Origin of the sequence: Actinomadura physcomitrii (assembly GCF_008923205.2) — a bacterium.
Taxonomy (GTDB): domain Bacteria; phylum Actinomycetota; class Actinomycetes; order Streptosporangiales; family Streptosporangiaceae; genus Spirillospora; species Spirillospora physcomitrii.
The window spans coordinates 37,627-63,024 of record NZ_WBMS02000016.1 but is presented as its reverse complement, the minus strand read 5'-3'; the positions used below and the strand labels follow the sequence as shown (position 1 = coordinate 63,024).

31 protein-coding genes are annotated in these 25,398 nt (G+C 72.0%); 12 read left to right on the top strand and 19 right to left on the bottom strand.

The features are described 5' to 3' along the window. Positions 1–88 precede the first annotated feature (88 nt). The gene (locus F8568_RS21180; protein WP_151595438.1) at positions 89–796 is read right to left on the bottom strand and encodes an HD domain-containing protein; all 708 of its coding nucleotides are present in this window, start codon (positions 794–796) and stop codon (positions 89–91) included. A 225-nt stretch (positions 797–1,021) separates the two neighbouring features. On the opposite strand from F8568_RS21180, the gene F8568_RS21175 reads away from it, so the two are divergent. Beyond that, positions 1,022–1,996: an alpha/beta fold hydrolase gene (locus F8568_RS21175; protein WP_151595436.1), complete on the top strand. Its 975-nt coding sequence runs from the start codon at positions 1,022–1,024 to the stop codon at positions 1,994–1,996. Then, positions 1,987–2,850, top strand: coding sequence for an SDR family NAD(P)-dependent oxidoreductase (locus tag F8568_RS21170; protein ID WP_151595434.1), 864 nt, complete (start codon positions 1,987–1,989; stop codon positions 2,848–2,850). The genes F8568_RS21175 and F8568_RS21170 overlap by 10 nt, the downstream gene beginning before the upstream one ends. A gap of 21 nt (positions 2,851–2,871) precedes the next feature. Here the strand turns inward: F8568_RS21170 and F8568_RS21165 are convergent, their stop codons facing one another. Further along, positions 2,872–4,266, bottom strand: a complete 1,395-nt coding sequence (locus tag F8568_RS21165) for a hypothetical protein (RefSeq protein ID WP_151595432.1) — start codon at positions 4,264–4,266, stop codon at positions 2,872–2,874. A 231-nt stretch (positions 4,267–4,497) separates the two neighbouring features. Here F8568_RS21165 and F8568_RS21160 point away from each other — a divergent pair, with 231 nt between their 5' ends. After that, entirely contained in the window at positions 4,498–5,277 is a 780-nt protein-coding gene (locus F8568_RS21160) for a CAP domain-containing protein (protein ID WP_202125205.1), read from the top strand. Between the two features lie 5 nt (positions 5,278–5,282). Here the strand turns inward: F8568_RS21160 and F8568_RS21155 are convergent, their stop codons facing one another. After that, positions 5,283–6,710, bottom strand: a complete 1,428-nt coding sequence (locus F8568_RS21155) for a sigma-70 family RNA polymerase sigma factor (protein WP_151595428.1) — start codon at positions 6,708–6,710, stop codon at positions 5,283–5,285. A 169-nt stretch (positions 6,711–6,879) separates the two neighbouring features. Between F8568_RS21155 and F8568_RS21150 the strand changes: the two genes are divergently transcribed. From F8568_RS21150 to F8568_RS21140, 3 genes are all read left to right on the top strand, one after another. After that, complete coding sequence (locus F8568_RS21150; protein WP_151595426.1) at positions 6,880–7,332, top strand: VOC family protein; 453 nt, start codon at positions 6,880–6,882, stop codon at positions 7,330–7,332. A 187-nt stretch (positions 7,333–7,519) separates the two neighbouring features. Then, the gene (locus tag F8568_RS21145; RefSeq protein WP_160573692.1) at positions 7,520–7,936 is read left to right on the top strand and encodes an acyl-CoA thioesterase; all 417 of its coding nucleotides are present in this window, start codon (positions 7,520–7,522) and stop codon (positions 7,934–7,936) included. A 78-nt stretch (positions 7,937–8,014) separates the two neighbouring features. After that, complete coding sequence (locus tag F8568_RS21140) at positions 8,015–8,824, top strand: enoyl-CoA hydratase/isomerase family protein (protein ID WP_160573691.1); 810 nt, start codon at positions 8,015–8,017, stop codon at positions 8,822–8,824. Between the two features lie 63 nt (positions 8,825–8,887). Here the strand turns inward: F8568_RS21140 and F8568_RS21135 are convergent, their stop codons facing one another. The 3 genes from F8568_RS21135 to F8568_RS21125 form a co-directional block, all read right to left on the bottom strand. Then, a complete protein-coding gene (locus F8568_RS21135) occupies positions 8,888–9,460 on the bottom strand; it encodes a dihydrofolate reductase family protein (RefSeq protein ID WP_151595420.1) in 573 nt (190 codons plus the stop codon). 106 nt (positions 9,461–9,566) lie between these two features. Then, positions 9,567–9,836 (bottom strand): winged helix-turn-helix domain-containing protein, encoded by a 270-nt coding sequence (locus tag F8568_RS21130; protein ID WP_328600977.1) that lies wholly within the window; start codon positions 9,834–9,836, stop codon positions 9,567–9,569. Between the two features lie 11 nt (positions 9,837–9,847). After that, positions 9,848–10,081 (bottom strand): winged helix-turn-helix domain-containing protein, encoded by a 234-nt coding sequence (locus F8568_RS21125; RefSeq protein WP_151595414.1) that lies wholly within the window; start codon positions 10,079–10,081, stop codon positions 9,848–9,850. Between the two features lie 169 nt (positions 10,082–10,250). On the opposite strand from F8568_RS21125, the gene F8568_RS21120 reads away from it, so the two are divergent. Continuing rightward, positions 10,251–10,541, top strand: coding sequence for a hypothetical protein (locus F8568_RS21120; protein WP_151595412.1), 291 nt, complete (start codon positions 10,251–10,253; stop codon positions 10,539–10,541). A gap of 178 nt (positions 10,542–10,719) precedes the next feature. On the opposite strand, the gene F8568_RS21115 is transcribed toward F8568_RS21120, so the two are convergent. Next, positions 10,720–11,472: a helix-turn-helix domain-containing protein gene (locus F8568_RS21115; protein ID WP_151595410.1), complete on the bottom strand. Its 753-nt coding sequence runs from the start codon at positions 11,470–11,472 to the stop codon at positions 10,720–10,722. 87 nt (positions 11,473–11,559) lie between these two features. Between F8568_RS21115 and F8568_RS21110 the strand changes: the two genes are divergently transcribed. Further along, positions 11,560–11,943, top strand: coding sequence for a nuclear transport factor 2 family protein (locus tag F8568_RS21110; protein WP_151595408.1), 384 nt, complete (start codon positions 11,560–11,562; stop codon positions 11,941–11,943). A 13-nt stretch (positions 11,944–11,956) separates the two neighbouring features. On the opposite strand, the gene F8568_RS21105 is transcribed toward F8568_RS21110, so the two are convergent. From F8568_RS21105 to F8568_RS21090, 4 genes are all read right to left on the bottom strand, one after another. After that, positions 11,957–13,114: a sulfotransferase family protein gene (locus tag F8568_RS21105; protein ID WP_151595406.1), complete on the bottom strand. Its 1,158-nt coding sequence runs from the start codon at positions 13,112–13,114 to the stop codon at positions 11,957–11,959. Between the two features lie 12 nt (positions 13,115–13,126). Beyond that, the gene (locus F8568_RS21100; protein ID WP_151595404.1) at positions 13,127–13,912 is read right to left on the bottom strand and encodes an SDR family oxidoreductase; all 786 of its coding nucleotides are present in this window, start codon (positions 13,910–13,912) and stop codon (positions 13,127–13,129) included. Then, complete coding sequence (locus F8568_RS21095; protein ID WP_151595402.1) at positions 13,912–15,120, bottom strand: hypothetical protein; 1,209 nt, start codon at positions 15,118–15,120, stop codon at positions 13,912–13,914. The genes F8568_RS21100 and F8568_RS21095 overlap by 1 nt, the downstream gene beginning before the upstream one ends. Before the next feature lie 108 nt (positions 15,121–15,228). Beyond that, positions 15,229–15,702 (bottom strand): nuclear transport factor 2 family protein, encoded by a 474-nt coding sequence (locus tag F8568_RS21090; RefSeq protein WP_151595400.1) that lies wholly within the window; start codon positions 15,700–15,702, stop codon positions 15,229–15,231. Positions 15,703–16,170: 468 nt separating this feature from the next. On the opposite strand from F8568_RS21090, the gene F8568_RS21085 reads away from it, so the two are divergent. Further along, positions 16,171–17,016, top strand: coding sequence for a phosphatase PAP2 family protein (locus F8568_RS21085; protein ID WP_160573690.1), 846 nt, complete (start codon positions 16,171–16,173; stop codon positions 17,014–17,016). Here F8568_RS21085 and F8568_RS21080 read toward each other — a convergent pair. Further along, positions 17,006–17,845, bottom strand: a complete 840-nt coding sequence (locus tag F8568_RS21080; protein ID WP_151595396.1) for a helix-turn-helix transcriptional regulator — start codon at positions 17,843–17,845, stop codon at positions 17,006–17,008. The genes F8568_RS21085 and F8568_RS21080 overlap by 11 nt on opposite strands. 102 nt (positions 17,846–17,947) lie before the next feature. Here F8568_RS21080 and F8568_RS21075 point away from each other — a divergent pair, with 102 nt between their 5' ends. Beyond that, entirely contained in the window at positions 17,948–18,655 is a 708-nt protein-coding gene (locus F8568_RS21075) for an SDR family NAD(P)-dependent oxidoreductase (RefSeq protein ID WP_151595394.1), read from the top strand. 1 nt (position 18,656) lies between these two features. Here the strand turns inward: F8568_RS21075 and F8568_RS46910 are convergent, their stop codons facing one another. The 5 genes from F8568_RS46910 to F8568_RS50510 form a co-directional block, all read right to left on the bottom strand. Continuing rightward, on the bottom strand, positions 18,657–18,941 hold the full coding sequence (locus F8568_RS46910; protein ID WP_202125204.1) for a Rossmann-fold NAD(P)-binding domain-containing protein: 285 nt from the start codon (positions 18,939–18,941) through the stop codon (positions 18,657–18,659). Between the two features lie 108 nt (positions 18,942–19,049). After that, entirely contained in the window at positions 19,050–19,826 is a 777-nt protein-coding gene (locus F8568_RS21070; RefSeq protein ID WP_202125203.1) for a TVP38/TMEM64 family protein, read from the bottom strand. Positions 19,827–19,927: 101 nt separating this feature from the next. Next, entirely contained in the window at positions 19,928–20,728 is an 801-nt protein-coding gene (locus F8568_RS21065) for an SAM-dependent methyltransferase (RefSeq protein ID WP_151595392.1), read from the bottom strand. Between the two features lie 106 nt (positions 20,729–20,834). Beyond that, entirely contained in the window at positions 20,835–21,077 is a 243-nt protein-coding gene (locus F8568_RS21060) for a GntR family transcriptional regulator (RefSeq protein WP_328600976.1), read from the bottom strand. 4 nt (positions 21,078–21,081) lie between these two features. Further along, a complete protein-coding gene (locus F8568_RS50510; protein ID WP_160573689.1) occupies positions 21,082–21,351 on the bottom strand; it encodes a GntR family transcriptional regulator in 270 nt (89 codons plus the stop codon). A 445-nt stretch (positions 21,352–21,796) separates the two neighbouring features. On the opposite strand from F8568_RS50510, the gene F8568_RS49715 reads away from it, so the two are divergent. Both F8568_RS49715 and F8568_RS21050 read left to right on the top strand, forming a co-directional pair. Continuing rightward, positions 21,797–21,922, top strand: coding sequence for a hypothetical protein (locus tag F8568_RS49715; protein WP_268896331.1), 126 nt, complete (start codon positions 21,797–21,799; stop codon positions 21,920–21,922). An 85-nt stretch (positions 21,923–22,007) separates the two neighbouring features. Next, positions 22,008–22,415, top strand: a complete 408-nt coding sequence (locus F8568_RS21050; protein ID WP_151595388.1) for a ChaB family protein — start codon at positions 22,008–22,010, stop codon at positions 22,413–22,415. A 164-nt stretch (positions 22,416–22,579) separates the two neighbouring features. Here F8568_RS21050 and argG read toward each other — a convergent pair whose 3' ends face one another. Both argG and F8568_RS21040 read right to left on the bottom strand, forming a co-directional pair. Further along, a complete protein-coding gene (argG, locus tag F8568_RS21045) occupies positions 22,580–24,028 on the bottom strand; it encodes an argininosuccinate synthase (RefSeq protein ID WP_151595386.1) in 1,449 nt (482 codons plus the stop codon). Positions 24,029–24,142: 114 nt separating this feature from the next. Further along, a complete protein-coding gene (locus F8568_RS21040) occupies positions 24,143–25,372 on the bottom strand; it encodes a styrene monooxygenase/indole monooxygenase family protein (RefSeq protein WP_151595384.1) in 1,230 nt (409 codons plus the stop codon). Between the last annotated feature and the right edge of the window lie 26 nt (positions 25,373–25,398).

The window sequence follows — 25,398 nt, the reverse complement described above, 5'->3', positions numbered from 1 at the left end:
CCCGCCCCCCCCCCCGGGGCCCCCCCCCCCCCCGGCCCGCCCCCCCCCCCCCCCCCCCCCCCCCCCCCCCCCCCCCCCCCCCCACAACTCAACGGTGCAGGATCGCGGCGAAGCGCTCGTCGGCGCGGTCGAGCTGGCCGGTGATGTGCCGCTTGACCTCGGCGTCCAGCGGGGTGTCCGGGCGGTCGACCAGGTCCTTCAGCGCCGGGACGAGCGGCCGGTACTTGCGGGCGAGCTTGCGGACCTTCGGCCCGGTCGTGTGCATCAGCCCGACGCCGTTGTCGGTGAAGTCCGAGACCTTGATGATCCGCGCGGCGGGGTGCCGGTCGAGGCTCTCGGTGACGTGCGCGCGGTACTGGGCATGGACGTCGCGGCTCCGGTCGTAGACGGGGTTCGTCACCGCCTCGACGAGCCCGGCGACGCGCGGCCCGAACTCCGCCTCCAGCACGCCGAGCGCCGCCTCGCGCGGGTCGCGCGGGTCGCCGTCCCCGGCGAGGTCGGCGGGGTGGTCCTCGACGGAGTCGTGCAGCAGCGCGGCGACGAGGACGTCCACATCGTCCACCCGGTAGTGGCACATGACGCGCAGCGTCACGCGGAGCAGGTGGTTGATCGTGGGCTCGGCGGCCCGGCGGTCCTGCCGGTGCAGGTCGCTGGCCAGGGCCAACGCTTCGCTGAGGCGCCGCCAATCCCGCTCGGAGAAGCGGAGGATCTCGCGGGAGAAGCGGTCGCGGAGACCGGCCTCGCCGTACACCGCGGTGATCGTGTGGAGTGGAAGGGTCTCGAGAAAGCCGGGCACCGTGCTCCCCTCTCGCGGGAAGGAGTCCCCGGGTCCGGAGCGTGCGATCCGTTCCCGCGTACAAATCGGACGCACCGTGTGATCAACCGGTTCCCCGGGGCGTGCCGGAAGCACCGGCCGCCGGGGAGCGGGCGCGTTCCCACTGAGCGGGACACCGCGCTGTGATCGGCGGCGGCGTCCTGCACGCTCCGAAGGTCAGGTCCCTCGTCGCGAAGGAAGCGCAGCATGGCCGGCTGGACCCATCGGTACGCGCGCATCAACCGCCTCGACGTCCACTACGTGGAGCAGGGCGAGGGGCCCCTCGTCGTCCTCCTGCACGGGTTCCCGCACCTGTGGTTCAGCTGGCGGCACCAGATCGGGCCGATCGCCGACGCGGGCTTCCGGGTCGTCGCGCCGGACATGCGCGGCATGGGCGGGACGAGCGGCCCGGCCGACCACCGCGCGTACGGCGTCGAGCACATCGTCGGCGACGTCGCCGGCCTCCTCGACCACCTCGGCGCGGAGCGGGCCGTGTTCAGCGGCCTGGACTTCGGCCTGTTCGCCGCCTACGACCTCGTCTACCACCACCCCGAGCGCGTCGCGGCGATCATCGGGCTGGAGAACCCGTTCTTCACGCCGAGCGACGAGTCGCCGCTGACGCTCGCCGCGCGGCAGGCGAAGCGGCACTTCAACCACATCCACTACTTCGCCGAGCCTGGCGCCGCCGACCGGGACCTCGGCGCGGCGCCCCGCGAGTTCCTGCGCAAGGTCTTCTACGCGCTCTCCAGCGACTACCACTACCTCGACGTCTGGAAGAAGCCGCCCGGGACGACCTACATCGACGCGCTGCCGGACACCCCGCCGCTTCCGTGGACGTGGCTGACCGACCTGGAACTGGAGTTCTACGTCGACGCCTACAGCCGCAGCGGATTCACCGGCGGGCTGAACTGGTACCGCGCGATGGACCTTTCCTGGGAGCACCGCAAGGCGTACAAGGGCGGGAAGAATCCCGTGCCCTTCTATTTCATCGGCAGCGAGCAGGACGCCGACCTGGAGGGCTGGCACGGCGACGACCCGCTGAGCAGGCTGCACGAGCACCACGAGGACGTCCGCGACGTCCGGATGCTCAAGGACGCCGGCCACATGATGCAGATGGAAAGACCCGGGGAAACGACCGCGACCATGCTGGAATTCCTCGCGAGGAGCGGCGAATGGGCCTGACCGCAGACCGGGTGGCGGTCGTCACCGGGGCGAGCCGCGGCGCCGGCAAGGGCATAGCGCTCGCCCTCGGCGCGACCGGCGCGACCGTGTACGTGACCGGACGCACCCGCGCCGACGGCGACGCCGACCTGCCGGGCAGCGTGCACGCCACCGCGGAGGAGATCGCCGAGCGCGGCGGCACCGGCGTCCCGGTGATCTGCGACCACTCCGACGACGACCAGGTCAGGGCCCTGTTCGAGCGGGTCGAGGAGGAACGCGGCAGGCTGGACGTCCTGGTCAACAACGCGTTCGCGATCCCGGACGGCCTGACCCGCAAGGGCCCGTTCTGGGAGAAGCCGCTGGCGCTGCAGGACATGCTGGACGTCGGCATGCGCTCGGCGTACGTCGCGGCGTACTACGCGGCGCCGCTGCTGATCCGCGGCGGCGGCGGGCTCGTCGTGAACACCTCGTCGTTCGGCGGCCGCTGCTACATGCACGGCCCCGCCTACGGCGCCGGAAAGGCCGCCGTGGACAAGATGGCCCACGACATGGCGGTCGATTTCCGCCCCTACAACGTCGCGGTCATCTCGCTGTGGATGGGGCTGCTCAAGACCGAGCGTAACAAGGCCCTTTTCGACGGCGCCCCCGGCAAGTACGCCGCGTTCGCCGCGGGCGCCGAGTCGCCGGAGTTCAGCGGCCGGGTCATCGACGCCCTCGCCCGTTCCCCGGAGCCGATGAAATGGACCGGACGGGTCCTCATCGGCGCGGAACTCGGCGAGGAACTCGGCGTCACCGACATCGACGGCACCCGTCCCCGCTCCCACCGCGCCATGCTCGGCGCCCCGCCGGAATTCAATCCCGCCGTCATTGAATAACGGCGCGTTTCCGGCCGACGTTCACCTGTGCTTGCGGGGGACGTAGAGGCGGATGTCGTCGATGACCGCCTCGCCCTCGTAGTAGTTCAGGTGCGGGTCGCCGATGATGAACGAGTCGGGGTACGCCGAGCCCTTCGGCCAGGTGTGCTTCGTGACGTACGTCCCGTACGGGCCCTTGTGGACGAGCCTGCGGTCGAAACGGCCGTCGTATTCGCCGCGCGTCTGGTTGTAGTGCCAGATCGGGCGGCCGTCCTCGATGAAGTCGTGGTGGACGCGCAGCGTCGCCTGCCCGATGAACCGGAACGGGCCGCTCATCTCGAGCGTGTACCCGGTGTCGTCGCGCTCGACGGCGAACCGGTACGACGCCTTCGGCAGCAGTTGCGGCTGGATCTCCGCGCTGGTCAGGTGCCCCTCGAAACGCTTGCCGGGCCCGTACGGCTTGTCCAGGGAGGCCTCCCCGCAGCGGGTCTTGGCGTAGTACTCGGTGCTGAGGTCGTTGTCGGGCCCGCCGATGAACTTGTCGCCGCGCGCGAACAGCGCGTTCACGCCGTTGAAGGTGCCGTCGAACGTCCGGTACATCCTGCGGGTCTTCGGGTTGCAGGTCGCGGCGTGCTTCCAGCGGGGAAGGTCGCTGTAGTAGCCGTCCATGATGACCTTGCGCCGGAAATGGATGTCCGGGTTGCCGTGCGGGGCGGGCGTGGCGTAGTCGAGGATCGTCATGTAGTAGAAGCCGTTCTCCCGCGTCACGTCGTGGTACTGGCAGCGCGACTTGCCGGGAAGCGCGCCGGTGAACGTCCACGGGTAGCGGGTCTTGCAGGGCTCCTTGGTGTAGCCGTTATGGCGGCCGTTGTAGTCGAACGTGCCGTGCCGCTTCCCGCCGAAGTCGATGCCGCGCAGGGTCATCTCGACGCGGTAGTGCCGCGGCAGCGGGCGGGTCGGCCGGATCAGCACGCCCGCGTCCCAGCTCGGCTCGGACAGCCGCGCGGCCCTCTGCCCGCCGGGCAGCCTGATCGTCGACAGGCCGGGGCGGGAGTCGGGGCGGCCGTCGCGGTCCTTGTCGACGGCGGCGACCTCGGCTGTCAGCCATCCCTTGCGGCCGAACGCGACGCGCTTGCGGAACACGTTCAGCGTCGCCAGCTGCTTCTTGAAGTTCGGGCCGCTCATCTTCGTCCAGGCCTCGCCGTCGTCGTCGAACGCGTCGACGTGCCACGGGCTGTGCCTGCCCTGCGGGTCCAGCCGCCACTTCGCGCCGTCGACGCGCAGCGGCCGGTCGAAGTCCTCGGCGTCGACCAGGACCCAGCGCCCCTTGCCGGACGCGGCGGACGCGTTCTCGCTCGGCGAGGGCCACGCCGCGGAGGCGGTCGTCATGGCGGTCGCCCCGACGGCGGCGACGGCGGCCTTCCAGCTTCTCTTCACGGCGTGACTCCTCGAATGCCCGGGCCGAAGGGGCGCTGTGCCCTCCGGTGATCAATCAGAGCCCCCGGCCCCCGTGGACGGGCCGCCCGACATGCGGTCTTGCCCCTTTCTTGGCCCGTCCCGGGCGCCGCGCTTAGGACGCTTCTGAAGAAGTCATGGATTTTCGGTTATCGTCCGTCCCGCACGGGGTCTGCTGCGTGTTCGACCGACGAGAGAAGGATGTGGCATCGCATGAGCTACCCCCCTGGCCCGGGCACCGGACGGCCGCGTCCCGCGAGGCCGCGCCCCGGACGTCCGCGTAGGGCGTCCCGCCGCGTCGCCGCCTGGACGGCCGTGGGCGCGGCGGGCCTGCTGGTGATCGGCGGCGTCGCAGGGACGGCCGCCGGCGCGTTCGGGGGCGGTTCGGACGGCACCCCCACGGCGAGCGGCTCGTCGCTGTCCCCCAGCGCCGCGCCGACCACCCCGGTCGCCGACGCGCCGGAGCCGTCGCCGAGCCGGACCCCGCAGCCGAAGCAGCACAAGAAGGCCAAGCCGTCGCACAAGCCGACGCCGCGCGCGACGCACCGCCGTCCCGCCACGACGGCGACCCCGAAGCCGAAGGCCCCGGCCGCGCCCGTGGGCGGGACCGCCGCACGATACGCCTCGCAGGTCGTCGCGCTGGTCAACACCGAGCGCGCCAAGCACGGCTGCCGCGCCCTGACCGTCAACAGCAAGCTGGCGCGGGCCGCGCAGGGGCAGTCGGCCGACATGCACGCCCGCAACTTCTTCGACCACACCAACCCTGACGGCAAGGACCCGGGCGACCGCATCACCGCCGCCGGCTACCGCTGGTCCTCCTACGGCGAGAACATCGCCAAGGGCCAGGCGACCCCGGCGAGCGTGATGCAGGCGTGGATGAACAGCTCCGGCCACCGCGCGAACATCCTGAACTGCGGGTTCAAGGAGATCGGCGTCGGCGTGGTGCTGAGCGGCGGCCCGTACTGGACGCAGGACTTCGGCACGAGCCGCTGATGGCCTCAGGCGGGGGTGCCGAAATCCTGGGTCCACCAGGGCCCGCCGGACCCCCGCACGAAGCCCACCCCGATCATCGTCAGCCTGCAGTTCAGGATGTTGGCCCGGTGCCCCTGGCTGTTCATCCACGCCGTCACGACGGAGGGCGGGGACGCCTGCCCCTGCGCGATGTTCTCCGCCCACGCGCTCCAGCGGAACCCGGCGGCGGTGATCCGGGCGCCGGGGTCGCCGTGGTCGAGGACGTGCCGGGACGCCATGTCCTCGGTGTGCGCCTGCGCGGCCTTGTGCAGGGCGGGCGAGACGCGCAGCGGGCGGCATCCGGCCTTCGCCCGGTTCCGGTTGACGAGGTCGACGACCTGCTGCTCGACCGTTGACGGCTTCGCCTTCTTCTCGGCGGGACGCGGGGCGATGTGCTCCTTGACGGACGTGGCGCCGGGACTCGGCGCCGGGGTGCGCGGCGGCGTCCGGTGCACGGCGGCCGGCGGGTCGTCGCGGGGCGGAGGGTCGCTCGGCGAACCGTCCCGCATGCTCCAGAAGACCACCGCGGCGCCCGCGACGCTGACGGCCGCGGCGCCCGCCACCCACTTGGCCGCCCCGCCCGCGAGGCCCGCGCCGCCGGACGCGGCCGACGGCGCGGACGAAGCCGACAGCGCCGCCGGGAGCGCGTGCAGCGGGTGCGCGGCGGGCAGCGGCACCATGACCAGGCCCGCGAGCAGCGCCTCCGGCGGCAGCAGGTCCCGCTGCCGGGATCCGCAGGCCCGGCAGCCCCGGACGTGCTTGGCGACGCGCTTGCGCCACAGCGGGGACGGCCGCCCGTCCCACCGCGCGAGCACCGGCACCAGCGCGTCGCAGCGCCGCTCCGCCCCCACCACCCGGACGACGGCGCGGCACGTCGCGAGCTGCTTCTTCATCCGCTGCACCCGGACCGCCGCGTGCGCCGCCGACACGCCCAGCGCGTCGGCCAGCTCGCTCCGGGTCAGGTGCCCCGATGCCTCCAGCCACCACAGGCCGAGCAGCTCGCGCTCCCCCGCGTCCAGCCAGCGGGTCGCCTCGGCGATCTCGCGGCGCTGCCCGGACAGCTCCAGCCGCAGCACGGCGGCCTCGGCGAAGTCGGCCTCGGACGCGGCGACCCGCGCGAGGGCATCGGGATCCATCGGCGTCCCGCGCTGCAGCGACGTCCAGCGGCGGCGCACCTGGTTCATCGCGATCGACACCAGCCACGAGCGGAACCGTCCCGGCTCGCGCAGGCCGTGCAGCCCGCCGAGCGCGCGCAGCACCGAGTCCTGGACGACGTCGTCCACGTCGGCGTGGCCGTCGAGGGCCCAGCCGACCACGTTGTAGAGCAGCGGCAGGTGCTCGGCGACCAGCCGCTCCCTGGCCTCGCGGTCGCCGTCCTGCGCCGCCCGGACCAGCAGGTCCACGTCCTCGCCCACGCGCCTCACCGTCCCTCCAGCGGATCACCCCCTGGAGACCTCCTGAAGCACCGCAGATAACAACAACCACACGATTCCCGGCAAGTCCCCACCTCCAGTACGGCGCGGAACGGCTCGCCGGATGTCACCTACCGGCGGAACTGTCCGTGGCCTCCGCGAAACTCGCACCATGACTTCGAAGCGGGCCGCCCGCGAAACCCAGATCACCTTCGATTGCGCCGACCCCGCCGCCCAGGCGGCGTTCTGGGCCGAGGCCCTCGGCTACCGCCTCCAGGACCCGCCCGGGAACTTCGCCACCTGGGACGAGGCCCTCGACGCGATGGGCGTCCCGCCCGAACGCCGCAACGACGCCTCGGCGATCGTCGACCCCGACGGCACCCGCCCCCGGCTGTTCTTCCAGCGCGTCCCGGAGCCCAAGCAGGCCAAGAACCGCGTCCACCTCGACGTGCGGGCCGCGCCCGGCCTCACCGGCGACGCGCGGATGGTCGCCCTCGAAGCGGAGGCGGAGCGGCTCGTGGCCCGCGGCGCCACCCGGCTCCAGCGGTACGAGCCCGCTCCCCCGCTCGGCGCCGGCCACATCGTGATGGCCGACCCCGAAGGCAACGAGTTCTGCCTCGACTGACCCGCCCGGGCCCAGGGCCTGGACGGAGGTCGCAAGAGCGCTCTGACCAGGCGTGTACGCCGCTCGTGTCACGAATCGCGGCCTCCGACGCGTCTACAGGACCAGAGACATGAAAACGCATCTGAACCAGGTCAGGCCGCGTCCGGGGAGATCGGCGGGCCGGATGTACAAGCGGGAAGGGGTGACCATGCAGGCGCAGCCGCCGCCTGCCGCCTTGTGCCGGATACGGGTCAAGCCCAGGCATTGCGACACGCAGGGCATGGTGCACGCGATCCGGTACTACGAATTCTTCGAAGACGGCTTCCTGGAATGGCTGGACTGGTTCGCCGGCGGCTACGCGAAGATCCGCGCGGACGGCGTCGATCTGGTCGTCCGCGCGAACGGGTGCGACTATCGCGGCAGCGCGCGCCTGGACGACACGCTGGCGGTGGAGATCGCGCCGACGCATGCCGGTCGTTCCTCCCTGTCGATGTCCTTCACGGTGCGCCGGGGCGGTGAGGACGGCATCATCGCGATCGGATACGCGACCTACGTGGCGGTCGCCGATGACGGCGCCGTGGAGCTGCCCGGCAGGGTGCGCCAGATGGTCGGCCACCTCGCCTAGACGCGGGTCGCGGGCATCGGCCGGTGCGCGGCCCCCACGGAAACGGACCGCGGGCGGTCCGTTGGGAAGGTGATCGATGTGCCGTACGAGACGCTCCGCTACGAGCGCCGGGGCCACGTCGGAACGCTGACGCTGGCACGGCCCGGAAAGCGCAACGCGCAGAATCCGCGGATGCTGCGGGAACTGGTCCGGATCGGCGAGGAACTGCGCGCGGACGAGACTCTGCGATGCCTGGTGGTCGCCGGGGAAGGGCCGTCGTTCTCCGCAGGCCTCGACCTTCGGGAGGGAATGGCGGAGATGATCGGCGGCTGGGCCGACCGGCCGCCCGAGCATGACCGTTTCCTCGCCCTCGGCATGGCGGTCGCGACGAGCTTCGAATGGATACCCCGGCTGCATTGCCCGAGCATCGCCGCGGTGCAGGGCCACGCCTACGGGGCCGGTCTCCAGTTGGCCCTGGCCTGCGACTTCCGCGTGTTCGCCGAGGGGGCTCGTGCCGGCCTCACCGAGACCCGGTTCGGTCTGCTCCCCGATATGGGGGCCACGTTCCGGCTCCCGCTCCTGGTCGGGGAGGCTCGCGCGCGTGAGCTGATATTGCTCGGCGAGATCATCGACCACCACGAGGCCCAGCGGATCGGTCTGGCCAACCAGGTGGTGGCGGCGGACGAACTTCACGCCGCGGCGCAGCGGCTCGCCGATCGGCTGGCGGCCCAGCCGCCGCTGGCGGTGAGCGGTGCACGACGCGCCATGGACGCCGTGCGGCGCCGCGACGGTGAGGCGAGCCTGCGGATCGCCGTCGAGCAGCAGGCCGGATGCATCACCTCGGAGGACTTCAAGGAGGCGAGGCAGGCGATGGCCGAAGGACGGCCTCCGGAGTGGCGGGGACGCTGAGCCCCCTCCAGGCGGCCACTGCCGTAGAGGCGGGTCGGACGGCGGGGGCGCCGGGCGCCGCCGTCAGCGGACGACGTCGAACACGTTCTTCTGGATCCCGTTCGCGTACGCCTCGTGCTCGACCAGCTTCAGCTTCTGCGCGTCCTTGTCGGTGTCGCTGAACAGCCGCTTGCCCGCGCCGAGCAGCAGCGGGAACACGAGCAGGTGGTACCGGTCGATCAGGCCCGCGTCGGACAGCGCCCGGTTCAGGGTGGCGCTGCCGGCCATGATGATCGGGCCGCCTTCCGTCTCCTTCAGCGCGGCGACCTCGTCCAGCGAGCGCAGGATCGTGGTCTCGCCCCAGTCCGAGACGAGGTCGCCCTCGCCCATCGTCGTGGACACGACGTACTTCGGCATCACCTTGTAGTCGGCGAACTCCGCCATGCCCGGCCACACCGCGCTGAACGCCTCGTAGCTGACCCGGCCGAGCAGCATCGCGGCGGCCTCCTTCTGCTCCCGCCCCTTGATCTCGTAGGCCTCCGGCAGGAACTCGACGTCCTTGAACGTCCATCCGGAGTTCCGGTACCCGGGCTCACCGCCGGGCGCCTCCACGACACCGTCGAGCGAAACGAAGGCAGAGCTGATCAGAGTGCGCATCTGGAATCTCCCGAGCATCTCGTTGGCGGTTCTCGTCGTCCTGGGGCCGTTCGCCCCACGATGGCAGACCGCCCGCGCCCCCAGAACTCATCGCCCCGCCCGACCGCTACCCGTTCTCCGGCGCAGCGCTCTTGAGGACGTCCAGCGCGTCCGCCTTCACGATGACGGCCTTACCCGGCACGCCGCGCACCAGACCGCGCGCCTTGAGGATCTTCACAGCCTCCGTCGCCGTCCGCGGCGACACGTCGCACTCCGCGGCCAACTCGGCCCCGGAGGGGATGGCCGTCCGAGGCGGGTACGTCCCGTCCGCTATGCGAGCGGCGACCAGGTCCGCCAACTGCACCCGCAGCGGCGCCTCGCCATCAAGCTCGATCACCGCAGGCGCCTTCATTCAGAGGGCCGGACGAAGACGCCTCGGCCGCGGACACCGATCACTTCGCCGGACTCGCGAAGAATGCGGAAGGCTTCTGAGACGGTACGCGTCGAGATGTCGTATTCGTCGGCAAGCTCGCTTGTCGTGGGCAGCTTCGTACCAGGCTGGTACTTCCCGCTTGCGATTCGCTCGCGGATCACCTCGACGAGCTGATCCCTCAGCGGCGCGATGCCGTCCAGACTGGCCATAGCACTACGTTACGCTGCCCATTTCGATGGTATCGTTCGATTCAATGCTATTCTATTCGATTGACTGCGTAACTCTGGGAGACTGCGGCTGGACACAGAAACGCCCCGCCCGAACGTTGCGACCGTCCGGACGGGGCTAGGACCGGACGCCCAGGGAGGCGAACGACCCATGACACCCGATGCTAGGGCGCGACTCGAAGCGCTAGGAACCGTTCTGCGCGCGCACGGGCTGAGCGCGTGGTTCACGCCGGACGGCCTTCATGTCGAGAACCCGTACGTGGACGGCTGCTGCACCGTCCACCCGTGCACCGTCGTCACCGTCGAACCGCGCGCCGAAGACGCCGGCCGCCCGTGGTTCTGGACGAGCTGGCGCCATCCGGTCGCGGAGGCGGACCGGGTGGCCGACGCCGTACTCGCACTCAAAGGTCTGCTCGACGGGACGCCGGGAACGGCGCTGTGACCGCGCTCATGACGGCGGCGATCGCACTCGCCGCCGCCGTGTCGGCGAGTTGGGCGACCGCGCTCACCGTGGGCCGCCGCCCCAGGTACGTCGGCAGGCACCGCGCCTCGTTCTAACGCTCGTTGAGTTGTGGCGTGTCGTGGTTATGGACGGCCGGATAACCACGACACGCCACAAGTCAACGGTGGAGGTGGGCGGCGGTCTCCGCGTCGGCGGGGTAGTAGGACTCGATGGCGACCTCGTCGAGGGTGATGTCCTGCGGGGTGCCGAAGGTGGTGATGGTGGAGAACAGCCGCAGCTCGCGGCCGGCGTGCCGGACGATCATGTGGATCATGACGTCGGAGTCGGGCGGGGCGTCCTCGGGGCCGGGGGCGAGGAGGTCCGCGTAGAGGGCGGCGAGGTACGGGTCGGGGGCGGCGGCGAGCTGGCGCCGGACCCGGGCGCGGAACACCGCGCGGACGTCGGAGAGGTTGACGACGAGGCGGGCGAGGCCGCGCGGGTCGAGGCCGAGCCGCAGCAGGTTGACCGGCGGCCGGAGCAGTTCGGGGTCGCACTCGGCGAGGAACGGGTCGACGGCGCGGTTGGTCATGATGATGTCCCAGCGGCGGTCGAACGCCAGGGCCGGGTAGGGCTCGTGTGCGCGAAGGACCCGTTCGACGGCGTTCCGGGCGGCGGACAGTGCGGTGTCGTCGAGCGGCCGTTCGGCGTACCGGGGCGCGAACCCGGCGGCGAGCAGCAGCGTGTTGCGGTCGCGGAGCGGCACGTCGAGCTGGTCGGCGAGCCGCAGGACCATGTCGGCGCTGGGGTTGGACTTGCCCGTCTCGACGAGGCTGACGTGCCGGGCGGACACGTCGGCCGCGATCGCGAGGTCGAGCTGGCTGAGCCGCCGGCGATGCCGCCACTGCCGCAGGAGCTCCCCGACCGTGTGCACGGGAACCGAGCGTACTGATTGTGGCGCCGGACGCCATGAAATGGCATTTCATCGACAATGCGCGGAGTCCCGGAAACACTGCGGCGCATGACCAGCAAGGACATCGTTCAGTACGCGCTCTCGGAACTGATCGCGACGGGCAGCACCGACGGGCTCTCGCCGCTGCTCGGCGACGACTTCGTCCACCACCGGCCGGACGGGGCCTCGTCCACCAAGGAGGAGTGGCTCGCCGCCGTGCGGGCGGCGCTCGTCCCGCTCGCCGGGATGCAGGTCGAGATCCGGCACCTGCTGGCGGACGGCGACCACGTCGTGCTGCACACGCGGCGGCGGCTCCCGGACGGCGGGCCGGAGATCGCGGTCGTCGACATCTGGCGCGTCGAGGGCGACCTGATCAGGGAGGCGTGGGAGATCATCGAGCCGACCGCCCAGGCCGCCGCCAACCTCACCTGGTGGGAACCCGCCGCACGCTGACCGGGCCGCGGGTCTAGCGCAGGTTGTTCGTGTAGTCGGCGAAGCGGGCGTCCACCTCTTGCGGGGTCAGGCCGAAGTCCTCCAGGGAGTAGCGGTGCGCGGGCTTCGCGGAGCCGGCGCGGCTCTCGGCGTGCAGCTCGGTCATCGCCGTCCGGGCCTCGGGGGTGAACGGCAGCCCGAAGTGCGCGTAGACGGCCTCGACGGTGCCGATCGGGTCGCGGACGAAGTCGTCGTAGTACACGTCCGCGAACTGGGCCTGGTCGTGCCGGGCCCGTTCCGCGCGGAACGCGTCCAGGCCGCGGCTCCACAGGTCGAGCTGGTCGCGGCCGATCGTCGCGCCGGTGAACACGTCCGACCAGCCGGCGGTGGCGTGCGCGGCGAGGCTGCACATGGACGCCATCGCGGTGCGGGGCGTCCGGTGCGTCTGGACGATCAGCGCGTCCGGGTAGACCTCCAGGAGCGCGTCGAGCGCGAACAGGTGGCTCGGGTTCTTCAGCACCCAGCGGCGGCCGGCGTCGTTCATGCCGATGAGCTGCAGGTTGCGGCGGTGCCGGGCGTACGCGTGCGTCCAGTCCTGCTCCGCGAGCCAGGACGAGTACGTCGGCAGGTGCGCGAGGCACTCGAACGAGATCGACAGCATGTTCTGCCGGAGCAGCTGCCAGCACTCCTCGACGGAGTCCGCGGAGATGTAGTGGACGCCCATGAACTCGGGGTTCTCGACGTGGTGCCGCCGGTATCCGGCGTCGATCGCCTGGTAGAGCGGGTCGTCCGCCCAGGTCTCGCGGGGCGGGCGGGGCTGCGGGATCTCCGCGAGCCACAGGTCGAGGCCCTGGTGGGCGGGGTCGGCGGTGAGCAGCCGGTGCAGCGCCGTCGTGCCGGTGCGGGGCAGCCCGGTGACGAAGACGGGCCGCTCGATCGGCACGTCCGCGTGGCCGGGGTGCTTCTTCCAGGCGGCCTCGGAGAACTGCCGGGCGGCGAGGGCGCCGCGCAGCATCGCGCGCTGCGCCTTGTTGCCGGCCGGGGTGAGCCCGGCGTCCTTCGCCAGCGAGTCCAGCAGGACTTCGAGCCCGCCGAGGTAGTCGTCGTCACCGAAGTCGGTCAAGCCGGTGACCTTGCGCGCGGACGCGTGGAGGTCCTCGACGGTCCCGACGCTGTCGCGGCCTGCGCTCATCGCCGTGCCCTCCTAGTGGTGCCATTCGCCGGAGTTGACGTCCAGGCATTGCCCGGTGACCGCGCGCGCGAGCGGCGACAGCATGAACACCACGGCGTCGGCGACCTCGTCGGGTTCGGGGAGTTTGCGCAGGTCGGTGGTGGCGGCGTTCTCGTCGTAGACCTGCTGCATGGGGACGCCGCGCTTCTCGGCGAGGTGGTTGAAGTACCACTGGAGGTTGTCGGCCCAGATGTAGCCGGGCGCGATCGTGTTGACGCGGATGCCGCGCGGGCCCAGTTCGGTGGAGAGGTTCTGGGTCATGGCGAGCAGGGCGGCCTTCGCCATCTTGTACGCGCCGAAGGTGCGCCGCGAGTGCCGCAGCACCGCCGAGTTGATCATTACGACGGAGCCGCCGCGCTCCTCCAGTGCCGGGACGAACAGCCTGGTCAGGTGCAGTGCGGCGAGCACGTTCGTCTCGAACCCGGCGCGGACGGCGTCGATGTCGACCTTCATCAGGTCGCGCAGCGGCGGCGTCGCGAACGCGTTGTTGATGAGGCCGTCGACGCGTCCGAACGACGCGAGGGCCGCCTCGCGGAGCCGTTCGCAGGCGGCCGGGTCGTTGATGTCGGTCGGGACGGTGACGGCGCGGCGGCCGAGATCCTCGACCTCCTTGGCGACCTCGGCGAGCCGTGTCTCGTTGCGCGCCGCGAGCACGATGTCGGCGCCGGCCTTGGCGCACTGCAGCGCCAGGCCGCGGCCGAGGCCGGGGCCGACTCCGGAGACGACGACGACCCTGTCCTTGAGCAGTTCCGGAGCCATCAGCCGAGCATCCTCCGCGCCACGGCGACCTGGCGGGCCGCGATCCGTTCCTTCCACTCCTCCGGCGTGACGCGCTGGTCGGCGTAGTGCGGCAGCACGCGCGGCAGCTCGTCGAACTTGACGATCTCGGCGGTCGGGCCGTCGGCGGGGGCGAGGTCGCGGGTGAGGCGCTGCCAGCGGAACTGCAGGAAGCCGCGGCTGTGGCCGGTCCGCTCGATCCAGTTGGCGAGGCCGGGGTCGCGCTCGCTGACGACGTAGCGGATCCTGCCGTCCGGGTCGACCCGGGCCTGGTCGCGGGTGAGGCTCGTCTGGTGGTTGATGTAGTCGAGCGAGATGTACCAGAGGCTGCCGAGCTGGAAGCCCATGTACGGCGCCACCGCCGGGTCGGTCGCGGGCACGGTGATGACCATGACCTCGTCGTCGGAGAGGTCGTAGTGCCCGACGGACGAGAACTGCGTCGACAGCCCGCCGGGCGTCGAGCGCGGCTCGGTCAGCGTGTTGACCGGCAGCTTCAGGTAGTGCCACTCCGGGAACGCCAGGAACGTCTTGATCCGGGACACCAGCATCCTCCCGGCCACCGCGTACCGCCGCGCCATCTGGGACGACGGGACGGGCTCCGGGGACGTGCCGAGCGTGTCGGCGCGGTGGATGCGGATCTCGCCGCGCCGGTCGTTCTCCCAGTCGGAGAACACCTCGCGGACGATCAGCATCGCCGAGCCGGGCGCGAGCGCGACGTAGTCGTCGCCCTCGCCGTCCTTCGGCGGGCCGAACCGCAGCCGGAAGCTCCCGTCCGCCTCGATCCGCAGCCTCCGGTCGTCGAACGCGGTGAGGCTGTCGGGCGACTGCGTCGGCGAGTAGTCGCCGTTCATGATCTGGAAGCTGAGGTCGGCGGTGGTGCCGCGGCGACCGGTGACGACGTACTCGGCGTCGTCCCTGAGGTAGGCGTGGAAGTAGAGCGTGTCCGGGTTGTCCAGGCCCAGCTTGGTGTAGGGGCCGGTGGACGAGGCGAAGTACGGGTGGTCGTGCTGGTAGGCGCCGACCATGTGCAGCGACGCCTTGATGCTGCCGGCGAGGTAGTCCAGGCCCTCGGCGAGGTCCTGGTCCGTCCGGACGAACGGCGCGGTGCGGATGATCTGCTCGGCCTCGACGACGGCGTCGGCGAACGGGCGCGTCGCGGCGTCGGAACGGTCTGTTGCGTCGGTGGCCACCGGGCTCTCCTGGGGACGCGGGATCGGCGCGTGCGCGGGGCGCTGCTCGCGCGTATCGGGACCGGACGGTAGAACGCGTTCTATGTCCGGGTCAACGGACGGTCCCGATCACCGGGAGCCGGGCACCGGGGTGGTGAACTTCAGGCTCGGGACGTCGTCGAGCGACACCATGTACTCGTACGTGCGCGTGTGCCCGGTCTTCTCGACCAGCCACCGGCCGTCCTCGCCGCGCCGGTAGACGTCGTGGTAGAACGCGGCGCCCCGGATGAGCAGCCGGTGCTCGGGGATGATGATCGTGTCGTCGAGCGACCAGACGCCGGTCGCCCGGTCCCCGTCGATGTCGATCTCGGGGGCGCCGGCGGTGTGCGCGCTGATCTTGTCGTCGCCCAGGTTGGCGCGCATGTAGTCGACGATCGCGTCCCGTCCCTCCAGGCGGAGGGTCTTGCGGAGGACAGGGGTGTCGTACTCGGCGACGGCGCCGGGGAGGAAGAGCCCGGCGAACTCGTCCCACTGCTTGAGGTCGACGCAGCGCAGGTAGCGGTACTTGAGCCGGCGGATCTCTTCCAGGGCTTCCAGGTCCATGCGAGACAGCCTGACCGGTCCGCGGGCCCGAGACAAGAACACGTTCTAAAAATATGTGGCCCGCGACACCCGAGCCGGAAGGTCGATCGTTATGCGATCTTGACCCGAGGTCCGGGGGTGCGGATGACCGGCACCGGCCGGACCCGCGCCCGTGAAGTCGGGTTTACCCTGTTTGACCTGCGGGTGGACGCGCGATGGCGCGCGCTCGACCGCGACGCGACCGGCCGGGGGAAGGCCGTAGCCGGGCACATGATCGGACCCCGGTGTGCCACGGGGGCCGGAAGGGATGTACGGTCGGCCGTTGAGCGGCTCGCGCAGGGTCCCGCCGGGCCGTCGTGGGGAAAAGAGGGCTGAGCCGTCCGCGCGCTACTCCTGCGCCCCGAGGGGCGCCGCACCGGCCACGACACCGACGTCCGCCGGCCGCGCCGCAAGCGGCCATGGCTGATCGGCGAGCTGGCGATCGTCTTCGTGCTGCTCCAGGTCTACGGCTACATCCGGTCGCTGGCCGACACCCGGTACGGGCCCGCGCTCGCCCACGGCCACGACGTCCTGAGCATAGAGAAGCACCTGGGCCTGGACGTTGAACTCCGGACCAACCACTGGTTGACGCGGCACCACGATCTGTCCGAGGTGGCCGTCTGGATCTACCAGCACATGCACACCGGCTTCACGATGGGCATCCTGCTGCTGTGCTACCTCGCCGGGCCCGGCGTCTACCGGCCCGCGCGCAACGCCCTCGTGCTCACCAACCTGGCCGGGCTCGTCGTGTTCTTCGTCCTGCCGGTGATGCCGCCGCGGCTGCTGCCGGACGAGGGGTTCGTCGACTCGGTCGCCCTGGCCGGCTACGGCACCGTGCACAGCCCCGGCGGCGTGGAGGCCGACCAGTTCGCCGCGATGCCGTCCCTGCACATGGGCTGGGCGGTGTGGGTCGCCGTGGTGATCATGGCGCTGCTGCCGCGGCACCGGGTGCGCTGGCTCGCCGTGCTGCACCCGGTCGTCACCGCGATCGTCGTGGTGATCACCGCCAACCACTACGTGCTGGACGTGATCGCCGGGGTCGCGGTGTCCATGGCGGCCCTCTTCGGGACCGGTCTGGTCTGGGCGGGCAACGGGACGACCTACGCGGCCGGCCAGCTGATCAAGCGGAACCGCCCCGCCCCGGTCCCCGCCCCGGCGGACGTCGTCGACGTGACCGACACGGAACCCTCCCCCACCCCGGCCGCCACCGCCACGGCGAGCGGCGGCCCGGACCGGCCGTCGAACGGCATCACCAGGGCCGACTCCGACAAGGGCCCCGAACTGGCTAGCCCGTAAGGGACTGCGTGCCGAGCACCGCGAGGAGCGCGAGCCGGTCGGCGTCCTCGGTGCCGGGCTCCGCCGTGTAGATCATGATGCGCAGGTCCGGCCCCCGCACCGTCAGCACGTCGCAGTCCAGCGTGAGCGCGCCCACCCGCGGATGGTCGATGGTCTTGCGGGACGCCTCGTGCCGGCCGACCGTCCCGGCGTCCCACAGCTCGGCGAACAGCTCGCTCCCGGCGTGCAGCTCCCCGATCAGCCGCTGGAGGCCCAGGTCGGCGTGGTAGCGGCCGGCGGCATCGCGCAGGTCCCCGGCGAGCGCGGCCAGGAACGCGCGCCGCTCCTCCGGCGTGTGCCGGACGCGGCCCTCCGGCCCGAGGAAGTTGCGCCACACCCCGTTCCGCTCGAACCCCCGCCAGCCGGACGTATCGCCCATCAGCGCCGTGTACATCGGGTTCGCGAGCAGCAGCGTCCACGCCGCGTCGTAGACCGCGACGGGCGTCCCGGACAGCCGGTCCAGCAGCCGCTGGACGCTCGGCGTGATGTAGGCGGGCACCGCGTCCGGGCCGGGCGGCACCAGCCCGGCGAGGTGGAACAGGTGCTCGCGCTCGTCCGCCGAGAGCCGCAGCGCGCGGGCCAGCGCCTCGACGACCTGCGGCGACGGGTTGGACGCGCGGCCCTGCTCCAGCCGGGTGACGTAGTCGACGGAGATCCCCGCGAGCTGGGCCAGCTCCTCGCGGCGCAGCCCGGCGGTGCGCCGGCGCCCGCCCGCGGGCAGCCCCGCCGCCTCCGGCGGGACCCGGTCGCGCCAGCGGTGCAGCGTCCTGCCGAACTTCCCCGGTGCCATGCCCCCAGTCTGCCCGGCCGCGCCGGGCGCCTTCCTGGTACCGCCGTTCCCAGGAAGACGGGACGGCTGGCTGCCCGCCCCGCCGCGCCGCAGCATGGAGGCATGACGACGACATTGATCACCGGAGCGAACAAGGGCCTGGGCTACGAGACCGCACGGCGGCTCATCGCCGCGGGCCACACCGTCTACATCGGCAGCCGGGACGCCGAGCGGGGCCGCCGCGCCGCCGCCGAGCTGGGGGCGCGGCTGGTCGTCCTGGACGTCACCGACGACGCGTCCGTCGAGGCCGCCGCGAAGACGATCGAGGCCGACGGCGGCCTGGACGTCCTGGTCAACAACGCCGGCATCGAGGCCCGGCTGCCCGACAACGCGGTGCCCGGCGCCGCCGAGGTCACCGCCGACATGATGCGAGAGGCCTTCGAGACGAACGTGTTCGGCGTGGTGCGGGTCACGCACGCGTTCCTGCCGCTGCTGCGCGGGTCGCGGGCGCCGGTCATCGTGAACGTGTCCAGCGGGCTCGCCTCGCTGGCGAAGATCACCGACCCGGCGACGCCCGCCTACGCCTACCCGGGCGTCGCGTACCCGGCGTCCAAGGCCGCGGTCAACATGGTCACCGTGCAGTTCGCGAAGGCGTTCCCGCAGATGCGGATCAACGCGGTCGAGCCCGGGTTCACCGCGACGGATCTGAACGGCCGCACCGGCACGCAGACCGTCGAGGAGGGCGCCGAGATCATCGTCCGGATGGCGCGGGTCGCGCCGGACGGGCCGACCGGCGGCTACTTCGACGCCGAAGGCCGCCTCCCCTGGTGACCTAGCCGGGAGTGTGGACGATCTCCCGCTGCCACTCGCCGCGCGGCTGGACGTGCAGCCGCCAGTAGTGCTCGGCGATCCGGTCGGGGTCGAAGAAGGTCCCGGCGGCGACGGGTCCGTCCACGGTGACGCTCGCCGCGTGGACGCCGGACGGCCCGTACTCCTGGTCGAGCAGGGCGACGAGCGTCCGCACGCCGGCCTTGCCGAGCGAGAGGCTGACGTACTCCGGCTTCGGCTCCGGCATGCCGCCGGTGACGAGGAACGTGCCGCTCCCGCGCCGCGCCATGTCCGGGGCGACGCGGGCGGCGGCCGTCAGCGCCCCGCCGACGTTGACCGCCCAGGCGTCCAGCTGCCCGCGCGCGGACAGCTCGCCGACCCGGTCCGGCCGGACGAGCTAGTCGTCGACCTCGGCGAGGGCGGGCACGGCGCCCGCCTCGACGCGCTCACCGCGAGAACGGACGTACCGCGACAGCCACCAGCTGAACGCGCTGAGCAGCACCAATCCGACCGGCGCGATCCACACCATGGGGGAACCGGGTTCGCGCAGCGCCTTGCCGAGGCCGGTGTAGACGAGCGTCCCCGGGATGATCCCGGCGAACGTGCCCGCGAGGTAGGGCCCGAACCGGACGCCCGCCACGCCCGCGCCGTAGTTCACCACCCCGAACGGGAACAGCCCGACCATCCGCAGCACGAGCACCGACTCGAACGCGCGGCGCGACAGGTGATCGTCCAGGCGGGCGAGCCGCCCGGACCCGGCGTACCGGGCCACGGCGGGCCGTCCGAGCGCCCTGGCCAGCGCGAACGAGATCGCGGCGCCCGCGGTGGCGCCGACCAGGACCGACCCCACGCCGACGGCGACGCCGAACAGCGCCCCGGCGGACGCGTTCAGCACCGACCCGGGCACCAGCGCCGTCACCGCCACGGCGTAGCAGACCGCGAACACGAGCGGACCCCACCAGCCGAGCGAGTCGACCCAGTCGCTGACGCTCCCCCACACCGCGCCGCCGGCGATCGCCACGAGCACGCCCACACCGAGCAGCGCCGCGCCGAGGACCAGCAGCTTCACGACGGCGGCCCGCGACACGGGCGGGCCCCCGCCGGGCTCCGGTTCCGGCGCGGCCCCGCCCGCGCCGGGCGGCGGCACGGGCGCGGCGTCGGGCTGCGGGCTCATGTGTCTCCTGCCGGGTTCGAACGCGGGTGTCCAGGTCACGCTACGAGGCGAGCCCGAGAAAAGCACCACCGGCCACCCGCCGGGCCACCGAACTCGGCCGGTCAGCCGTCCTTGCGGGCGACGGCCGTCCAGCCGGCGTCGGTGACGTACTCGTTGCCCGCGGGCCGCCACCCGTGCAGCGGGACGACCCCGGGCTCCAGGATCGTCAGGCCGTCCAGCAGCCCCGCCACCTGCTCCCGCGTCCGCGCGACCAGCGCCGCGTTCGCCGACTGCGAACGGTAGGTCTCCCCGACGTTCACGTTGCGCCGCTCCTCCACCGCCGCGTGCGACAGGATCACGTGGCTGCCGGGCGGGATCGCCTCGGTGAACCGCCGGACGATGCCCGCCGGGTCCCGCTCGTCCGGCACGAAGTGCAGGACCGCGACGAACAGCACGCACAGCGGCCGCCCGAAGTCGATCAGCGCGCGGACCTGGGAATCGTCGAGCACCGTGGCGGGGTCCCGCAGGTCGGCCTCGACGACGGCGGTCCGCTCGTCGGTGTCGACCAGCGCCCGCGCGTGCGCCGCCACCAGCGGGTCGTTGTCGACGTAGACGACCCGCGCGCCGGGCCGCACCCGGCGGGCGATCTCGTGCACGTTGCCCTGCGTCGGCAGCCCGGTGCCGAGGTCGAGGAACTGGTCGATGCCCGACTCGGCGACGAACCGCACCGCCCGCTGCAGGAACGCCCGGTTCGCCCGCGCGACGCCCTCCACCGTCGGCAGCGCCCGGACGACCTCCTGCGCCGCGAGCCGGTCGCACTCGTAGTTGTCCTTGCCCCCGAGGAAGTAGTCGTACATGCGCGCCACGCTCGGCGTCGTCATGTCCACCCCGGGCGGCGGCGGGCCCTGCACAGCACCGTCCATCGCGCATCCCTCTCCAGCCGAGTTACCGGCCATTCTCCGGCATTCCGCACCAGAACCCATATTCCACCTGGGGCGGCCGGCGAGCGCCCGTCAAACGCCCGGTGCCTCAGCGATCTGCGCCACCGTCCGCGCGGACGTAGGAGCCCTTGCCCTTCACGGTGACGATGCGGCCCTTCTCAGCGAGCAGGCGCACGGCGGCGCGCGCCGTGTTCCGGCCCACCCCGAACTCTTCACAGAGGGCGGTCTCCGACGGGATGGGCCGGTTCGGGGCGTAGCGGCCCGCGTCTATACGCCTTTCCAGCTCAGCCGCAATCTGCCGGTACATCGGCTCCGGCCCCTCAAGGTCCACGCCGCTACTCGCCGTCGGCGTCCGAGGGTGAAGCGCCGGCGCTCGGCTCGGCGACGTAGGTCGCCTTCCCGACCACGGCGACGGTCAGCCCGCGCTCGCGCAGGAGCCGCAGCGCGGCCTCGGCCGTCCGCATGCCGACGCCCGCGTCCGTGGCTATCTCGCGTGCGGACGGCACCCGCTGGCCGGGGCGCAGGCGGCCCGCGCCGATCTCCGCCGCAATGGTGTCCGCGATCACCTCGTAGGCGGCGCGCGGTTGGTCGAGATCGAACTCCACCCATCCATGGTGGGCCGCCCCGTGCAATGTTGAGTTACCCGGTGTTACTCGGTGCTGCTCGGGTACCGTAAGTGTCGGATCAAACACGGTCCTGATGCGACGCGGGCACGTCGCACCAGGACCTTGGACCGACCGCCGATAGGAGGCGAGCGACCCATGACCCCCGATGCTAGAGCGCGCCTGGAAGCGCTGGGGACCGTTCTGCGAGCGCACGGGCTTCAGGCCTGGATGGGGCCGGACGGGCTCCATGCCGAGAACCCCTATACGCGGACGGGTGCTGCACCGTCTACCCGTGCGCCGTCCTGATCGTCGGGCCGCGGGAGGAGGACGCGGGCAGGCTCTGGTACTGGACGTCGTGGAGATATCCCGTCGCGGAGGCGAACCGCGTCGAGGACGCCGTGGCGACCGTGAAGCGGCTGCTCAGCGGCGTGCCGGGGGTGCCGCCATGGGCATGACGGTGGCGATGCTCGGGCTCGTGGCGTGCAGTGCGGCGATGCTGGCGGCTTCGACCGCCGTGCTCGCGATAGGGCGCCGTCCCCGGTACCGGGGACGGCATCGGGCCGAGTTCTGAGCCGGAGGGCGGGGATGTGGATGTTCGGTTCGGGTGGGTACGGCGTTGGGGGAGACGCGATACGCGTACGGAGGAGAGCAGCACCATGCCGATGACCAGCAGCAAGGGCCGGGTCAACAAACAGGAGCTGCCCGGACCCGTCCAGCGCTCGGACGCCAAGGCGCAGCGCACGTTCGCGAAGGCGCACGACTCGGCCGTCAAGGAGTACGGGGAGGGGCAGCGGGCGCACCGCGTCGCCTACTCCGCGCTCAAGCACACGCACGAGAAGGTCGGCGACCACTGGGAGCCCAAGGCCAAGGGCGCCAAGGGCCCGTCCGACCGGCAGGCGGCGGGCGGCGTGAAGACCTCCCGGAAGACCGCGGGCGGCGTCGACGCGAACGCGTCGAAGCAGCACCTCTACGACGTCGCCAAGCGGCTGGACGTCTCGGGCCGCTCCACGATGAGCAAGAAGCAGCTCGTCAAGGCCATCGAGAAGGCCAACGCGCGGTCCTGACGTTCACTTGTGGCGTGTCGTGGTTATCCGGCATGGTCGGCGACGCGCACCCGGCGCTGATCGGCGCCGCGCAGGCCGCCTCCACCGCGGGGCCGTGCGCGGGGTGGGGGGGGGGGGTCCTCCCCCCCCCCCCCCCCCCCCCCCCCCCCCCCACAACTCGACGGTCAGTCGGTGCCGGATTCCATGGCGGCGGCGTCCAGGAGTTCTTCGCCGGTGGACGTCTCGCCGCGGGAGGCGATCGCCTGGGCGCCGCCGGCGTCCATCGCGCCGATCAGGCCGGTGGAGGCGGCCTGCGCGGCGCCGATCAGCGCCGGGTGCGCGTCGCCGACCATGCCGAGGCCCGCGTACTGCTCCAGGCGGGCGCGGGAGTCGGCGATGTCGAGGTTGCGCATGGTCAGCTGGCCGATGCGGTCGACGGGCCCGAACGCGGAGTCCTCGGTGCGCTCCATGGACAGCTTGTCCGGGTGGTAGCTGAACGACGGGCCGGACGTGTCGAGGATCGAGTAGTCCTCGCCGCGCCGCAGCCGCAGCGTCACCTCGCCGGTGACGGCGGTGCCGACCCAGCGCTGCAGCGACTCGCGGAGCATCAGCGCCTGCGGGTCGAGCCAGCGGCCCTCGTACATCAGCCGGCCGAGGCGGCGGCCCTCGCTGTGGTAGGTGGCGAGGGTGTCCTCGTTGTGGATGGCGTTGACGAGCCGCTCGTAGGCGGCGTGCAGCAGCGCCATGCCGGGCGCCTCGTAGATGCCGCGGCTCTTGGCCTCGATGACCCGGTTCTCGATCTGGTCGGACATGCCCATGCCGTGCCGTCCGCCGATCGCGTTGGCCTCCAGCACCAGGTCCACGGCGGTGGCGAACTCCTTGCCGTTGATCGTCACGGGGCGGCCCTGCTGGAAGCCGACGGTGACGTCCTCGGTGAGGATCTCCACCTCGGGGTCCCAGAACCGGACGCCCATGATCGGGTCGACGAGCTCGATGCCCGCGTCCAGGTGCTCCAGGGCCTTGGCCTCGTGGGTCGCGCCCCAGATGTTGGCGTCGGTGGAGTAGGCCTTCTCGGTGCTGTCGCGGTACGGCAGGCCGCGCTCGGCCAGCCACTGCGACATCTCCGTCCGGCCGCCGAGCTCGCCGACGAAGTCGGCGTCCAGCCACGGCTTGTAGATCCGCAGGGACGGGTTGGCGAGCAGGCCGTAGCGGTAGAACCGCTCGATGTCGTTGCCCTTGTAGGTGGAGCCGTCGCCCCAGATCTGCACGTCGTCCTCGAGCATCGCGCGGACCAGCAGGGTGCCGGTGACGGCGCGGCCGAGGGGGGTGGTGTTGAAGTAGGCGCGGCCGGCCGAGCGGATGTGGAACGCTCCGCACGCCAGCGCCGCGAGCCCCTCCTCCACCAGGGCCTCCCGGCAGTCGACCAGCCGGGCGACCTCCGCGCCGTAGGCGGTGGCGCGGCCCGGCACCGAGGCGATGTCGGGCTCGTCGTACTGGCCGATGTCGGCGGTGTAGGTGCAGGGCACGGCGCCCTTCTCGCGCATCCACGCGACCGCTACCGAGGTGTCGAGGCCGCCGGAGAAGGCGATCCCGACGCGCTGGCCGACAGGCAGAGAGGTGAGCACCTTGGACATGAGTAGAAGTATGCACGCCAATGCATGACCATGCAACACGGCGGATGGTGATCCAGCGCACGACGATGAAAGGGCCGCCCGCCCCCGGCGGGGCGGACGGCCTCGGGTTCGGGGTCAGCCGGTGACGGTGGCCAGGTACTGCTCGGTCTTCACCGGGTCGAGCAGCCAGTTCGAGAAGTCCGGCGGGTTGGCGTACCCGTAGGCGAACCGGTACGCGACCGCCTCGTTCTCCGCCGCGATCGCCAGCACCTTCTGGACGTGCTCGGGCAGCGGCCCCAGCATCATGTTCGTGTACGCCGTCGGGTGCTTCGCGTACTCCCAGTAGGCGTCGAACGTCCGCTGCATCCACTCCGCGTCGAACGGGCGGTCGCCGCGGCGCAGGATCTCCTGGAAGTAGATCTCGGCGCAGCGCGCGGCGTTGTTGGCGCCCTGGCCCGTCACCGGGTCGTTCGCGACCACCACGTCGCCCATCCCGAGGACGAGCGCGGACTCCGACAGCCGCCCCACCGGGCGGCGCACGACCGGCGCGTACCCGCCGTACAGGGTGCAGCGGGCGTCGGTGGGCTGGGCGTCGACGGTCCGCTCGTACTCCCACGGCGCGTACTGCCGCATCATGTCGAGCGTGCGGGCGAGGTGACCGGCGGGGTCCGGCCGGTCGTCCCACACGTCGAACGGACCGCCGGGGACGGCCTCCCACAGCAGGATGTCGCAGGGCCCCGTGTTGGTGTAGCCCGGCATGAAGAACAGCTCGCCGATCCCGGGCGTCGCGGTGATCCGGACGTGCGGCTCCGGGTGGTCCGGCCACGGCGTCATGCCGTGCAGGTAGATGCACGACAGCTTGCGCTGCGGACGGTCATACGGGGACCGGCTCGCGTCCCGGTCGAACAGGTCCACCAGCTCGCCCTTGCCCGCCGCGATCAGCGTCAGGTCGTACAGGGCGGCGAGCCCTTCCAGGTCGGACGTCATCACGCTGTGGTAGACGACGTTGCCGCCGCGCTCCTCGAACAGCTCCAGCCAGCCCGACATCTTGACCCGCTGGTCCACCGACTGGGCGTAGTGGTCCCAGCGGCCGAGGGTCTGGAACGCGCGGTTGCCGGGCGGCCCCGCCACCGTCACCCGCTGCGCGACGATCTTGGGCGCCCGGTCCTCCCACAGGTTCAGGCCGTGGTCGCGCTCGATCTGCAGCTGCGGCCAGAACACGCACTGCGTCGACATGATCCGGCCGTGCCGGATCTCCTCCGGCGTCCGCGCCGACATGACGGTGACCTCGTAGCCCGCCGACTGCAGGCACAGGGCCAGCTGCAGGCCGGCCTGCCCCGCTCCGACGATCAGGATCCTTCGCAACGCTTCCTCCTTGTGCGGGGCGGTCA